General features: G+C 41.0%; 15 protein-coding genes. 10 read left to right on the top strand and 5 right to left on the bottom strand.

The window, feature by feature from the left end; genetic code table 11:
- The 4 genes from ACLL8Z_RS06785 to bshA form a co-directional block, all read left to right on the top strand.
- Nucleotides 1-280 (top strand): chromate transporter (locus ACLL8Z_RS06785; protein ID WP_411274011.1); only part of this gene is annotated, 280 nt, incomplete at its 5' end.
- A gap of 108 nt (nt 281-388) precedes the next feature.
- A complete protein-coding gene (locus tag ACLL8Z_RS06780) occupies nt 389-2,014 on the top strand; it encodes an amidohydrolase (protein WP_411274010.1) in 1,626 nt (541 codons plus the stop codon).
- A complete protein-coding gene (locus ACLL8Z_RS06775; protein WP_411274009.1) occupies nt 2,014-3,834 on the top strand; it encodes a serine hydrolase domain-containing protein in 1,821 nt (606 codons plus the stop codon). Before ACLL8Z_RS06780 ends, ACLL8Z_RS06775 begins: the two co-directional genes overlap by 1 nt.
- Before the next feature lie 168 nt (nt 3,835-4,002).
- A complete protein-coding gene (bshA, locus tag ACLL8Z_RS06770) occupies nt 4,003-5,142 on the top strand; it encodes an N-acetyl-alpha-D-glucosaminyl L-malate synthase BshA (protein WP_411274008.1) in 1,140 nt (379 codons plus the stop codon).
- A gap of 255 nt (nt 5,143-5,397) precedes the next feature.
- On the opposite strand, the gene ACLL8Z_RS06765 is transcribed toward bshA, so the two are convergent.
- Together ACLL8Z_RS06765 and ACLL8Z_RS06760 are read right to left on the bottom strand one after the other, a co-directional pair.
- Nucleotides 5,398-6,357 (bottom strand): FKBP-type peptidyl-prolyl cis-trans isomerase, encoded by a 960-nt coding sequence (locus tag ACLL8Z_RS06765; RefSeq protein ID WP_411274007.1) that lies wholly within the window; start codon nt 6,355-6,357, stop codon nt 5,398-5,400.
- Between the two features lie 58 nt (nt 6,358-6,415).
- Entirely contained in the window at nt 6,416-7,426 is a 1,011-nt protein-coding gene (locus ACLL8Z_RS06760; RefSeq protein WP_411274006.1) for a DHH family phosphoesterase, read from the bottom strand.
- 117 nt (nt 7,427-7,543) lie between these two features.
- Here ACLL8Z_RS06760 and ACLL8Z_RS06755 point away from each other — a divergent pair, with 117 nt between their 5' ends.
- Nucleotides 7,544-7,963 (top strand): nucleoside-diphosphate kinase, encoded by a 420-nt coding sequence (locus ACLL8Z_RS06755; RefSeq protein ID WP_411274005.1) that lies wholly within the window; start codon nt 7,544-7,546, stop codon nt 7,961-7,963.
- A 64-nt stretch (nt 7,964-8,027) separates the two neighbouring features.
- The gene (locus tag ACLL8Z_RS06750; RefSeq protein WP_411274004.1) at nt 8,028-8,219 is read left to right on the top strand and encodes a hypothetical protein; all 192 of its coding nucleotides are present in this window, start codon (nt 8,028-8,030) and stop codon (nt 8,217-8,219) included.
- 2 nt (nt 8,220-8,221) lie between these two features.
- On the opposite strand, the gene ACLL8Z_RS06745 is transcribed toward ACLL8Z_RS06750, so the two are convergent.
- Both ACLL8Z_RS06745 and recF read right to left on the bottom strand, forming a co-directional pair.
- Nucleotides 8,222-8,512, bottom strand: a complete 291-nt coding sequence (locus tag ACLL8Z_RS06745) for a DUF721 domain-containing protein (protein WP_411274003.1) — start codon at nt 8,510-8,512, stop codon at nt 8,222-8,224.
- Nucleotides 8,513-9,619 (bottom strand): DNA replication/repair protein RecF, encoded by a 1,107-nt coding sequence (gene recF, locus ACLL8Z_RS06740; protein WP_411274002.1) that lies wholly within the window; start codon nt 9,617-9,619, stop codon nt 8,513-8,515. It abuts the gene before it with no gap.
- Nucleotides 9,620-9,788: 169 nt separating this feature from the next.
- Between recF and ACLL8Z_RS06735 the strand changes: the two genes are divergently transcribed.
- The 3 genes from ACLL8Z_RS06735 to ytxJ all read left to right on the top strand — a co-directional run bounded on the left by ACLL8Z_RS06735 (nt 9,789) and on the right by ytxJ (nt 11,655).
- Entirely contained in the window at nt 9,789-10,472 is a 684-nt protein-coding gene (locus ACLL8Z_RS06735) for a tetratricopeptide repeat protein (RefSeq protein WP_411274001.1), read from the top strand.
- 60 nt (nt 10,473-10,532) lie between these two features.
- Complete coding sequence (gene ribH, locus ACLL8Z_RS06730; RefSeq protein WP_411274000.1) at nt 10,533-11,024, top strand: 6,7-dimethyl-8-ribityllumazine synthase; 492 nt, start codon at nt 10,533-10,535, stop codon at nt 11,022-11,024.
- 298 nt (nt 11,025-11,322) lie between these two features.
- Nucleotides 11,323-11,655: a bacillithiol system redox-active protein YtxJ gene (gene ytxJ, locus ACLL8Z_RS06725; protein ID WP_411273999.1), complete on the top strand. Its 333-nt coding sequence runs from the start codon at nt 11,323-11,325 to the stop codon at nt 11,653-11,655.
- A 96-nt stretch (nt 11,656-11,751) separates the two neighbouring features.
- Here ytxJ and ACLL8Z_RS06720 read toward each other — a convergent pair whose 3' ends face one another.
- Nucleotides 11,752-12,156 (bottom strand): OsmC family protein, encoded by a 405-nt coding sequence (locus ACLL8Z_RS06720; RefSeq protein ID WP_411273998.1) that lies wholly within the window; start codon nt 12,154-12,156, stop codon nt 11,752-11,754.
- Nucleotides 12,157-12,350: 194 nt separating this feature from the next.
- On the opposite strand from ACLL8Z_RS06720, the gene lipA reads away from it, so the two are divergent.
- Nucleotides 12,351-13,223, top strand: a complete 873-nt coding sequence (gene lipA / locus ACLL8Z_RS06715) for a lipoyl synthase (protein ID WP_411273997.1) — start codon at nt 12,351-12,353, stop codon at nt 13,221-13,223.
- Nucleotides 13,224-13,336 lie beyond the last annotated feature (113 nt).

Genomic DNA, 13,336 nt, shown 5'->3' with positions numbered 1-13,336 from the left:
CTTTTTACCTTGTTTTCTGTTTACGGTTGTTTTAGCGCCATCATTTAAAAGAATAGTCAAAAATCAAAGTGTCAAGGCCTTTGTTGATGGAATAACCGCGGCAGTAATTGGTGCATTAGTTGGCTCGGTTATTATTATGGCAAGCCGGTCTATTATAGATATACCAACTGCCACAATTGCTATCGGCTCTGTTTTGGCATTGACCTATACCAAAAAGTTGAAAGAACCCTATATCATACTTATTGCTGCCCTCATTGGTTTAGTAATAAAAAGTATTTAAAAAGAATCTCTTACTGCTGTAACCGCCCGTTGTCTTTTGAATGAGCGTCAGTTAAATTCTCCTTTCTTCGTTTATATTTACATCCTGAATCAAGACTGATCAAACCACATGAAGAAATATTTTCTCTTTGCACTACTCCCCTTTTTAATTTCCTGTTCTTCAAAACAAGAGGTCGATCTTATTATCCACCATGCTAAGGTTTACACGGTTGATGAGAAATTTTCGGTCGTTGAAGCATTTGTCGTTAAGAACGGAAAGATCATTGACGTGGGAAAGTCCGAAGACATGCTAAAGTTGTATTCGGGGCAAGCGATTGATGCGGGAGGCAAAACAGTATACCCCGGATTTATTGACGGACATTCACATTTCTACGGTTATGGAGAAGGACTTCAGAATGCAGACCTCACAGGTACTAAAAGCTGGGAGGAGATATTGAACCGTCTAAAGACTTTTTCTGAAAGTAATACGCGCGACTGGATAGTGGGAAGAGGCTGGGACCAAAACGATTGGGATGTAAAGGAATTTCCTGATAATCGAACGCTTAATGAGCTTTTTCCAAACACACCCGTTATTTTATCCCGCGTAGACGGACATGCTGCAATAGCTAATAAAACCGCTTTGGATTTGGCTGGTATTAAACCCGGTCAGATAGTTAGCGGAGGAGAAGTTGAAACTGTTAATGGAAAATTAACAGGTATTTTGGTTGACAATGCAGAGGGGCTGGTATATTCTAAGATTCCTGAGCCTGATAAAAAAGAGGTGCAGGATGCTCTTTTAGATGCCCAGAAAAATTGCTTCGAAGCAGGTTTGACCAGTGTCACAGATTGCGGAATTGACCATAAACTGGTCCCGGTAATTGATGAGCTTCAGAAAAATAATCGGCTTAAGATGCGGATTTATGGAATGTTGTCAGACAATGAGGGTAACTACGATTACCTCTTTAAGCACGGGGCGTTCAAAACCGACAGATTGAATATTAGTTCTTTCAAAGTGTACGCTGATGGAGCATTGGGATCTCGTGGTGCCTGTTTGCTGCGCCCTTATAGTGATAAAGCTACATCAACAGGTTTTTTGTTACGAGATAAAGAGCATTATGCGAAGGTTGCTCAGAAGATAGCAGATAAGGGATTTCAAATGAACACGCATGCTATCGGAGACTCAGCAAACCGGGAAATATTAAATGTTTACGCCAAGGTGCTTAAAGGTAAGAATGACCGCCGATGGAGAATAGAGCATGCCCAGGTTGTTAATCAGGCTGATTTCAGGCTATTTGGAGAGAATAACGTAATTCCGTCAGTTCAGAGTACTCATGCCACTTCTGACATGTACTGGGCTGGTGACCGGCTAGGTGCGGACAGGGTTAAAGGCGCCTATGCATTCAAGCAGCTTCTTGACCAGAATGGCTGGATAATATTAGGTACCGATTTCCCCGTTGAAAATATTAGCCCCATATACACATATTATGCGGCGGTAGTTAGAAAGGACATGAAAGGGTTCCCTGCAAACGGATATCAGGTAGAGAATGCGCTTAGCCGCGAAGAAGCGCTTCGGGGCATGACCATCTGGGCAGCCAAAGGGAATTTTGAAGAAAAGCAGAAAGGCAGTATTGAAAAAGGCAAGTTTGCCGATTTTGTGATACTAGACCAGGATATGATCACCGCTGACGCCGCAGGATTGTTTCAAATCAAAGTACTAAAGACTTTTGTTAATGGAGAGAACGTTTACTCCAGATAATGAAGCTAAATTCAATTTTTTTAATTGCCTCCGTATTTTACATCTTATCCATAATCGCCTGTACCCCATCAGCTGAACACCGCAAAAACGAAGAATACGTCAGTGTACAGAAAAGTGTAGAGGAATCTGCCGTTCTCCTCAATAATTCAGGAGAGGATATTCCACTGAAAAACTTGCAGAATTTGAAGATTGCGAGTGTGAATATTGGATCAATACATGCATCAGTTTTTGACAGTATTCTAAATAAATACGCGCTCGTGCGCAGTTTCTCAATTGCAGATAATAGTCTGGGAGCGCTCACTATGGATAAATTGAGCGCAGGTTTGGAAATTTTTACCACTCTTATTATCCAGCTCACACATCAGTCTTTGAATGATCCGGCTACATTGGCCTTCATTCGCAAACAGGAGCACGATAAGAAAGTAATAATTAGCCTTACCGGCAGCATAAAAAGCCTTGCCTTATTTGAAGAAGTTGATGTCCCAATTATATGGTCGGAAAAGTCATCGGTCGAATCATCAGTTTTTGCAGCTCAGCTTATCTTTGGAGGAGTTGGTGCCATAGGAAGGCTCAAAGAAGAGGTATCAACTAAGTATAAGCATGGAACCGGTTTTTCTACTAAAGTTGTCCGCTTAAAATATTCCGTTCCTGAAGACGCAGGAATAAACATTGCCGATATGAGAGGCATTGATAAAATAGCCGCAGAAGCTATCCGTAAAAATGCCGCACCAAGTCTGGCAGTAATGGTAATAAAGGATAATAAGGTTATATTTAACAAAGCTTATGGAACACATAGCTATACTGATCCGAATCTATCCAAAATAGGAGATATTTACGATCTTGCATCCCTGACTAAAACTTCTGCTACTACTCTTGCAGTGATGCATCTGTATGAACAGGGGAAGCTAAATTTAGACACCAATGCCGGCGCTTATATCCCGGGAGCACGTAAGACCAATAAAAATCTCATACGTGTGCGTGATTTAATGCTGCATCAGGCGGGTCTGGTTCCCTTTATTCCATTTCATTTAAAACTAATAGCAAGCGATTACCGCAGAGATTCCTCAGCTGCTTTTCCAACAAAAGTTGCTGATAACTATTTTCTTAGGAATGGATATTTTGGGAACGTGATGTGGCCGGCAATGCTGAACTCTCCTCTTGCTAAAAAGGGAGTATATGTTTATAGTGATCTAAGCATGTATTTTATGAAGGAAATTGTTGAAAGACAGTCCGGAAAGCCTTTTGAAAATTTTGTTCAAACTCAATTTTACGAGCCGCTTGGTATGGTAAGTGCAGGATTTAACCCGAGAAAGCGTTTTGGAAAGGAGAAGATTATTCCAACTGAAGAGGACACAAAGTTTCGTAAGACCTTACTTCATGGCTATGTTCACGATCAGGGTGCAGCCATGGTGGGAGGGGTTGCAGGACATGCCGGATTATTTGCGAGCACGAACGACCTTGGCATTCTCTACCAGATGCTCCTAAACCGGGGAAGCTATGGCGGCGTACAGTATTTTAAACCCGAAACCATTGATATGTTTACTGCAAAGCAATCCTCCGTAAGCCGGAGAGGGCTTGGCTTTGACCGTTGGGATCCAAAAAGTAAAAAGGGTTTTCCTTCTAAACTAGCCTCTTCAGAAACATATGGCCACACTGGTTATACCGGAACCTGCGTTTGGGTCGATCCAAAATATAATCTCGTGTACATTTTCCTGTCGAACAGGGTAAATCCAATCGTAACTGATAAATTGTCAAAACTTAATATCCGGGAAAGAATTCAGGACGTGGTCTATAAAGCCATCCGAAAAGGGAAAGGCTAAATGTGGGTGTCTTAATTCCTGGTTCCTGATTCTTGCTTCACCCACACAGTATTCTTACATAATATTAACATTAATATCCTTTTAAACAATTTACTTTGCATCATTGAGATTTCAATCCTGCCACAGCGTAAGTGCCGAGTTTATCTCATTCGAAAAAACAAATAGATAATGAAGATAGGAATCGTATGTTATCCCACCTTTGGAGGTAGCGGGGTTGTCGCCACCGAATTGGGAAAGGCACTGGCAGATAACGGTCATCAGGTACATTTCATTACATACAGGCAACCGGCAAGGCTTGATTTTTTTTCTGCCAATCTTTTCTACCACGAAGTATCTGTATCAAATTATCCATTATTCGATTATCCCCCTTACGAACTCGCTCTTGCTAGCAAGCTTGTGGATGTAGTAAGATTTGAGAAGCTTGATCTTCTGCATGTGCATTATGCTATTCCTCATGCCTCAGCAGCATTTATGGCTAAGCAAATACTTGCAACGTATGGTATACATATCCCCGTTGTGACCACACTGCACGGCACAGATATAACCCTTGTAGGCAAAGATCCTACATACAAACCGGTGGTAACTTTTTCTATAAACCAATCTGATGGCGTTACAGCTGTATCAGAAAACCTTAAAGAGGATACCTACAAGCATTTTGATATTACAAAAGATATAAAAGTTATCCCGAATTTTATTGACATGGGCAGGTTTAGCCTCAAAGCTAAGGATCATTTCAAAATTGCTATTGCGCCAAACAACGAGCGTATTATTATTCATACATCCAATTTTAGAAAAGTAAAAAGAACGCAGGATGTAATACAGATTTTTGAAAGAATTCAGAAGAAGATACCATCGAAACTTTTGATGGTAGGTGATGGCCCAGACAGGGTATACTGCGAACAACTATGCCGGGATCTAGATATTTCAGATAATGTCCGCTTTTTAGGGAAGCAGGATGCTGTAGAAGAGATCTTGTCGGTTTCTGATTTATTCATTATGCCTTCGGAGTCCGAAAGCTTCGGTCTTGCCGCACTGGAAGCTATGGCTTGTAAAGTCCCGGTAATAACCTCTAATGCAGGTGGTTTGCCAGAACTAAATATTAATGGCGTAACCGGTTTCATGGATAATGTTGGAGATATAGAGGCGATGGCTGAGCATTCGATTTTTATATTGGAAAATGATAGTCGCCTGGCTCAGTTTAAAGAGGGAGCTCTTAAGCGTGCCCATGAGTTTGATCTTGGTCTTATATTGCCGGTTTATGAAGAGTATTACAGAGAGGTTATCGAGAATAGCATTGTTAAAAGCTAAGATAAGCAAGGGGCATTAGGAGGTCCCCGCTTTCGCGGGGATGACATTCTCATTTTTTAAATTAGGGGAGGATTGCGGCTGAAGCCGCAATCCTCCCCTAATCCCTCGCACAGCTCTGTCATTCTGGCGAAAGCCAGAACCTCAATTCCCTCAACTAAGCGATATTGTTCTTTCGCGGCAATCCCAAAACTAGAGATGTATTAAAAATACCCTTTCAGAATTTCTGAAAGGGGTCTTAAATAATATTGCTTTATCTTATTGCTGAGGAGCCATTGGTGGCGGCGGCGGCGCGATAACGGAACCTGGTTTTGCTGGAATGATGTTGATCATTTCCAGTTCAAAAACAAGGGGGGTAAAAGGTGGAATTCCTTGATTTCCCTGCTCACCATAAGCTAAATTAGAGGGTAGGACTACAGTTGCCTTGCCACCTTTTGGAAGAAGAAATATTGCTTCCTCAAATCCGGGGATAGAACCCTGCATTCCAACTGGCATTTTTAACGGCTCATAGTTGCGGCTAGGGTTAAAAGTTCCGCTTTTCTTAGCCACGTCCGGAAGACTGCTGTCAAATACTTTACCACTAAGGAATGATCCAGTGTAGTGTACAAGTACCGTATCGCCAGGTCTTGCTTTCGGGCCACTACCTTCTTTAGAAATCACATAGTTTAATCCGGAAGCTGAAACTGTTGGCTTTAAACTTTTAGAAGTGACATAACTTTTAATTTTCGCAGTTTCGCCGGTCTTAGCCAGATCCATTTCTGTTTTTAAGAATGCATCAATCTTGCCGCGGAATAAGCTGTCAGATAATTTACCCTTAGGGATTACTTTATCAATCTTGATAGTGTAGATTAGATACTTTGTTGTGGTATCAGCCGGCTGAGGGCGGCCCATTTTCATCACCATTGAATCGATATTGATCTTAAATGTCGCACTATCTCCTTCGCTTAGAAGTCCAAGAGCTGCGAAAAGATCGCCTTTGAAAACAGACTTTTCCTTTACAAGTAAAGAAGGGCGGTCATAATCATATGAACTGTATAAAACAGAATCACCTTCGGTTTTCTCAATGGCTTTGAATGCTACAAAATCACCTTCCTTGATAGCTTCGCCATCCTTGTCTGAGTGGATCTTATACATCATATCCCCTTCACCCTTTTCGAACTTGTTACATCCGGTAAAAGCAGTTACTGCTATACCTAACACGATTACTAATTTCTTCATTGTCTTTTTATTCTTTATTGATTACTTCTGGTTTAATTAAGCATTTGCTGCTTGTTTATTATTGTATTAATAGAGCTTTATACTCCGGTAATATAGTGTTAAATTTCTCTCTTACAACATCGACGGTGTCGTCGGACGAGCCGCCTGCTGCATTCCGGTGTCCGCCACCGTTAAAATATTTTTTACAGATTTCGTTAGCAGGGAAATCACCAGTTGAACGAAGAGACAGTTTAACCTTATCGGGACGTTCAATTATCATAACTGCAAGGCGAATACCGTTTATTGATAGGGCATAATTGACAATCCCTTCGGTATCGCCTGTTGAGATCTGGTATTTTTCTAGCTCCTTTTTGCTGATCACTATTATGGCCGAGTTAAATTCAGGGAATACTTCCAGTTTATTGAGGAGGCAATGCCCTAAAAAACGAAGCCGGTTCTCGGAAAAGTTATCGTAAACAAGCTGATGAATCTTTGAATTTTCTGCGCCGCATGTGATGAGCTCGGCAACTATCCGATGGACTTCAGCCGTAGTCGTTGGAAAGCGGAATGAACCTGAATCGGTCATGATCCCAGTATACAGACAAGTCGCGACATCTTTGTTTATCACATCTTTCTCATCCATTATATTAACGATGAAATCATAGACCAACTGGGCCGTTGAGCACGCATTTATCGTCCAGTGCCGAAAATCATCAAAGCCTTCCGGCTCAAGATGATGATCGATCATCACTTTTTTTCCTTTGGCGTCACGTACTAAATCTCCAAGATCATTTATCCGCGAAAGCGAATTAAAGTCTAAACAGAAAATAAGTTCTGCCTTTGCTATCAGTTCTTTAGACTCCTCAGGCTTTTCTGTGAAAATGATAACCTCCGGATTATTTGGAAGCCACTGCAGGAATGTAGGGTAATCGGTTGGAGTGATCACGCGTACATAGTGGCCCTTTTGGACAAGATAATTATATAATCCAAGAGATGAACCCATAGCATCGCCGTCGGGCTTGTGATGTGTTGTTATCACAATGTGCTTAGGTTCAACTAATAAATTTTTAAGAGGGGTTAAATCTGACATGTAAATTTAAAGAAATGCAAAGCTATTAAAATTACTGATTAGAAGTAGGTGATTTCTGAAAATCCTTTAGTCTTTGATTTATTAGCCGTACTTTTGCACCAAATTTCAAATACCAACATGGCAACAAACAGAACATTTACTATGATTAAGCCCGATGCTGTAGCCAATGGCCACACCGGAGCTATTTTAGATGATATTATTAAAGGCGGGTTCAAAGTTATCGCTTTAAAGTACACGCGCTTAAGCGGTGATACTGCAGGGGAATTTTATGGCATCCACAAAGAGCGCCCGTTTTATAATGACCTGGTAAGCTTTATGTCTTCAGGACCCATTGTAGCTGCAATTCTTGAAAAAGATAATGCAGTTGACGATTTCCGCAAGCTGATTGGCGCAACTGATCCTTCAAAAGCAGAGCCTGGAACTATCCGTAATAAATACGCAAAGTCAATTGACGCAAATGCAGTTCACGGATCTGATTCTGATGAGAATGCACAGATAGAAGGGAGCTTCTTCTTTACGGCTTTTGAACGTTTCTAAAATTAAATTCAAATCGCCCTGATTGGTTTGGACCATTCCCGGGGCGATTTTTATTTTCGTTTATATGAAGATTTACGAAACTCGCTTCCTGATATTTTTTGTCGTTATGCTGGTCGTGCCAGGGGCAATATCTTACTACGGGGGATGGGATACCAAACTCGATGGACTATTTGTACTGAAGGCGTTTTCGATTGCCTTTTTTATGACAGTGCTGTATTACCTTTTATTGAAGAATGTGTTAGGCCGGAGAGGTTAAGGTCACAAAAAAATTATCTCATCAATAATACTACTCCCGGCCTTCTCATTCATCTTTTCGATAATATTTGAGCGCATCATCATCAGATCATTTTTGATTACTGCCGATTCAAGACGGATAAAAAGTTTTCTGTCGCGTATAAAAATATCTTTTGTACGATTTGCCACTGCATTACCCATCATTTCCGGCCATGATACGATCAGCGACGTTTCATCCAACTTCCGCTTCAGCTTATATACTTGGAGCATCTGCTCAATGGCTTCTTTTAGGGGTTTATCGTTTGTGCGGCCCATTTACGTGATAGGTGAAACTTTTCCTTTATCCACTTCAAATATACTCACTTCAACTCCCAGCTCATTAAAGATATTCTCCACCCTTTCCCGGCTTGTGTCGGTTATGAAAATCTGCCCAAAATCCTTATCAGATACCATCTGCATTAGTTTAGTTGTGCGTTTGCTATCGAGTTTATCAAAGATGTCATCTAGCAGAAGCAGCGGTTCAAATCCTTTTTGCTGGTGAAGAAACGAATATTGAGCTAATTTAAGTGCAATTAAAAATGACTTCTGTTGACCTTGTGACCCAAATTTCTTAAGCGGCATCCCATGAATAGCAAAGCTGAGCTCGTCTTTATGGATACCGGCTGTCGTCCGCTCGAGAATGCGGTCGCGTTCCAGGTTTCTTTTTAATAAAGCAGCGAAATCAGTTTGTATTAGCGGTGATTCGTAAATAAGCTCCACTTCTTCTGCATCCTCACTAATAAAACGATAGCGTGTATTGAATATTTTCTGAAACTCAAGCATAAAAGTCTTGCGTTTGTCAAATATCCATGTTCCTGAAGTTATTAATTGCTGATCATAAATCTCCATCAACAATGGATCATACTTTCCGGAAACAGCGATTTGTCTTAAAAGCGCATTCCTGTTTAACAGAGTCTTGTTGTAAATGATCAATTCGTCCAGGTATGAGCTATCCGTTTGAGAGATCACATTGTCAATAAATTTTCTTCTTTCTTCGCTGCCGTCGATGATAAGGCTAATGTCGTTTGGAGAGATCATAACCAGTGGAAAAGACCCAATATGATCTGCAAGCCGCTGATACTCTTTTTTATTGCGCTTGAAAACCTTCTTTTGTGTCTTTTTCAGGCCGCAGTAGATAGTTTCATCTTTCTTATCTTTTCTAAAGCCCCCCTGAATTATAAAGAGATCTTCACCCTGTTTAATCTGCTGACTATCAATGGGATTGAAATAGCTTTTACAAAGGGATAGGTAGTGTATAGCGTCTAAGATGTTCGTTTTTCCAGCGCCGTTATTTCCAGTAAAGGCATTGACTGTTTGAGAAAAGCTCAATTCAGCTTCAGAATAATTCTTGAAATTAATTACAGATAGTTTTTGGAGCCACATATATTCGCAAACTGAAGGCGATTTTACAAAAATAGTCTTTTCAGAGTCTTTTAGCCCTCGCAGCAAAAAAAATCGAATCTCCCTGATTTAAAAGTTGATAGTTAATGTGAAAAATGTATTTTTGCGGATAATTCGTTTCGGTGAGGCGGATTTTTATTTTTAAAAACAAATGTCAAAAACTCAAAACGAAAATTTACCCGATGCTGAAAATCCGCTTGGAGATACCGGTAAATTTGTTCAGGAAAATTCAAAAAGCTTAGCTGTAATTGGAATAGCCATAGTTGCTCTGATATTATTGTATGTCGGATATCAAAAATTTTACCTTGCACCAAGAGCCGAAAAAGCTGCAAATGAGATGTTTAAAGCAGAAGAGTATGCGGCTATAGATTCATTAAATGACAGAGCAATTTCCGGCGACGGCTCGTATCCAGGGTTTGAGAAAATTGCTGAGGAGTATTCTAACACAAAATCAGCAAATATTGCTAATGCCTATCTTGGAGGTTTATACCTCAAAAAAGGTGAGTTTCAAAAAGCGGTTGACGCCTTAGGTAAATATAGCAGCACCGGCAGTCCGGTTGTTGATCCCCTTGTTTTGGGGATGCTTGGAGATGCATACAGCGAACTTAAGGATTACAGCAAAGCGGTAACATACTACAAGAAAGCGGCTGATAAAAGTAAAAATGCTTTCACGAGCCCCATGTTTCTTAAAAAATTAGGACTTGTCTACGAAGAGCAAAAAGAATTTAGCTCAGCGGCAGATGTCTTTAACAAGATCAAAACTGATTTTCCGGAAAGTTTCGAAGCTTCTACGATTGAGACATACATAGCCCGTGCTGAAACACAGGTAAAGTAATTTATATTATCATTTAAATGGTTGTCAGTTCCGCTGACAACCATTTGTTATTTTCAGGCTATGTCTACACATTTAAAAGGGCTTTCCGATTTCTCTCATATTGAGATCCCATCTGCAGAAAAGTTCAAGTTCGGGATAGTTGTTTCTCAATGGAATGCGGAAGTAACCGGAGCATTATATAACGGGGCGCATTCCACCCTGATAAAAAATGGTGCTTTACCTGAGAATATTATTGTAATACAGGTTCCCGGGAGTTTTGAATTAACATCCGGAGCAGATATTTTGCTTTCTGCTAAAAAGGTTGATGCCGTGATTTGTCTGGGATGTGTGATCCAGGGTGAAACTCGTCACTTTGATTTTATTTGTAATGCTGTTGCAAATGGTGTTACCAATGTGTCTGTTAAACATAATAAGCCTGTAATTTTTGGTGTTCTTACAACCGATAATTCGCAGCAAGCAAAGGATAGGGCAGGTGGTAAGCATGGTAATAAAGGCGAAGAGGCTGCAGTGACGGCGATTATCATGGCCACATTACAGGCAGCGCTCGTCTAATAATATATATTTATAACTATTTGAATTCGTTTACGTATATTCATAAAAACCGTACACAGAATAATGAAGAAAATAATTGTCGGCATTCTCGCTCTATTTATAGTTACCACCATGTTACAGGCATGTTCATCTAAGCTTTGCCCTGCTTACGGTACCTATCCAAAATCAAGGCGCTAACCAAAAAAGTATATTCATCTTTTCTTTATTTGACATCCGCATTATATCATTCTGATAGGTGGAGTGTAAATTTGTATTGTGAAATAAGACCTATTTCAGGATAATCATATCTATTAGAAAAATGAATTGGATTCAATTAACAAGCCTTGAACAGTTACAGGAAATAAAGGCCGCGACAGGTTTTTCAGCAATATTCAAACATAGCACGCGCTGTTCGATCAGCATGATGGCCCGTAAAAGATTCGAAATTGACTGGACTGCAATTCCTGACGGAACTCCTCTTTATTTCCTCGACCTCATCGCCCACAGGGAGGTCTCCAACAAAATAGCTGAAATTTTTCAGATACATCACGAATCACCGCAGCTGCTGCTCATAAAAGACGGAGAATGTGTGTACGAAACTTCGCACGGAGAAATTTCTGCGGAGGAGATGGCAGAGCAGATTGGTGTATAGTTGCCTGCCTGCCGGTAGGCAGGTTGGTTGTTAGTTGTTAGGCTAAGCGTCTAGTCCACCCAGTCCAACAACTAACAACCAACAACCCCGCTTCTCTCAATAATTAAACGTGACATTTTGCACCAAATCCGGATGCAAACTCTTCGCTACCGGGCAAGTAAGTGCTGATCTTTCAAGAATTGTCTTTTCTTTAGCAGAATAATCCCCTTTTGGGAAGTTCAGAACTACCTGAATCTCGCTGACCCTGCGGGGATCGGAAGCCATCACTTTCGTAAGTGAACATGTTGTTCCATCTATACTAATTCCATGTTCCCTTGCTGCAATTCCCATGATTGTGATCATGCAACTTCCCAGTGACGCTGTCAGGAGATCTGTTGGGGAGAAGGATTCTGCTTTTCCATGATTATCAAGGGGAGCATCTGTAATTGTTTTATTTCCTGAGAAAATGTGAGTCGCCTCTGTTCTAAGTTCGCCGAGGTAGATTGTTTCTATTGTTGCCATTGGGAGTCGTTTTTTATGAAGTCAAATTTATATAAAAACGAGTTATGGTTTGAAAATATTAAGCTGGATGTTATACCTGTGTGCGGATAGGGTACTGCTCACTTACAGAGTGTTTGAAACTTATGACTTAAAACTTACAACTTAATACGTAGAATGTATCACGTAAAACGTACAACTTTCCTTACTTTTATGCCATGATCGATCTCCCGGTTATTCCAGCCAGTCAGATTCAGCGTAAACCAAACTGGCTTCGTGTTAAGCTTCCGGTAGGAAAAGAATATGCACATGTAAGAAGCTTGGTTGATACCCATAAGTTACATACCATTTGCGAAAGCGGAAATTGTCCGAATATGGGAGAGTGTTGGGGAGCCGGCACAGCGACTTTTATGATACTTGGCAATATCTGTACCCGTTCCTGTTCTTTTTGTGCAGTGGCTACTGGTAGGCCTTTGGCAGTGGATCTGGAAGAGCCTGATCGTGTGGCCAATTCTGTCAAGCTGATGCAGGTTAAACATTGCGTGATTACTTCTGTAGATCGGGACGACCTGAAGGACGGCGGCTCGACCATTTGGGCCCAAACAATAAATGCAATTCGTCGTGAAAGTCCGGAAACTACTTTAGAGACTCTTCTGCCAGATTTCCGTGGTATATGGGATAATCTTGAGCGTGTACTTGCCGTGCGCCCTGAAGTTGTATCACATAACCTTGAAACCGTACGACGCCTGACTAAAGAAGTTCGTATACAGGCGAAATATGACCGGAGCCTGGAATGCTTGAGACTCATCAACCGGACGGGATTGAGAACCAAATCCGGCATTATGCTAGGTTTGGGTGAAACTCAAGCAGATGTAATTGAAGCGATGACTGATCTGCTTGAAGCTGGAGTTCATATTCTAACTTTAGGGCAATATTTGCAGCCTACCCGGAACCACCATCCGGTAATTGACTGGATCACACCAGAGCAATTTGATATATACAAAGCTCTTGGCCTCGAAATGGGATTCAGATATGTAGAAAGCGGGCCGCTGGTGCGTTCTTCTTACCATGCGGAGAAACATCTGTTTTAAATCATTTACCAATACGAGCCGATAGCTATCGGCTTACGAATTGCAAGTCGGGGGACCAAACCCTGTGTCTTTGGGAGCGCAGCGTGACAAACGAATTACGATTTTACCAAGCT

It is taken from the genome of Daejeonella sp. (genome assembly GCF_046590655.1).
Lineage (GTDB): Bacteria > Bacteroidota > Bacteroidia > Sphingobacteriales > Sphingobacteriaceae > Daejeonella.
Note: the sequence above shows the minus strand (reverse complement) of the source record. Positions and strands in the feature narration are given on the sequence as shown.

Coding starts and splice junctions, on each gene's coding strand:
- recF (WP_411274002.1), bottom strand. CDS start 9,619: ATGTGGCTCCAAAAACTATCTGTAATTAATTTCAAGAATTATTCTGAA.
- ACLL8Z_RS06760 (WP_411274006.1), bottom strand. CDS start 7,426: ATGTCAGATTTAACCCCTCTTAAAAATTTATTAGTTGAACCTAAGCAC.
- ACLL8Z_RS06750 (WP_411274004.1), top strand. CDS start 8,028: ATGAAGATTTACGAAACTCGCTTCCTGATATTTTTTGTCGTTATGCTG.
- lipA (WP_411273997.1), top strand. CDS start 12,351: ATGATCGATCTCCCGGTTATTCCAGCCAGTCAGATTCAGCGTAAACCA.
- ACLL8Z_RS06720 (WP_411273998.1), bottom strand. CDS start 12,156: ATGGCAACAATAGAAACAATCTACCTCGGCGAACTTAGAACAGAGGCG.
- ACLL8Z_RS06780 (WP_411274010.1), top strand. CDS start 389: ATGAAGAAATATTTTCTCTTTGCACTACTCCCCTTTTTAATTTCCTGT.
- ACLL8Z_RS06735 (WP_411274001.1), top strand. CDS start 9,789: ATGTCAAAAACTCAAAACGAAAATTTACCCGATGCTGAAAATCCGCTT.
- ytxJ (WP_411273999.1), top strand. CDS start 11,323: ATGAATTGGATTCAATTAACAAGCCTTGAACAGTTACAGGAAATAAAG.
- bshA (WP_411274008.1), top strand. CDS start 4,003: ATGAAGATAGGAATCGTATGTTATCCCACCTTTGGAGGTAGCGGGGTT.
- ACLL8Z_RS06765 (WP_411274007.1), bottom strand. CDS start 6,357: ATGAAGAAATTAGTAATCGTGTTAGGTATAGCAGTAACTGCTTTTACC.
- ribH (WP_411274000.1), top strand. CDS start 10,533: ATGTCTACACATTTAAAAGGGCTTTCCGATTTCTCTCATATTGAGATC.
- ACLL8Z_RS06745 (WP_411274003.1), bottom strand. CDS start 8,512: ATGGGCCGCACAAACGATAAACCCCTAAAAGAAGCCATTGAGCAGATG.
- ACLL8Z_RS06755 (WP_411274005.1), top strand. CDS start 7,544: ATGGCAACAAACAGAACATTTACTATGATTAAGCCCGATGCTGTAGCC.
- ACLL8Z_RS06775 (WP_411274009.1), top strand. CDS start 2,014: ATGAAGCTAAATTCAATTTTTTTAATTGCCTCCGTATTTTACATCTTA.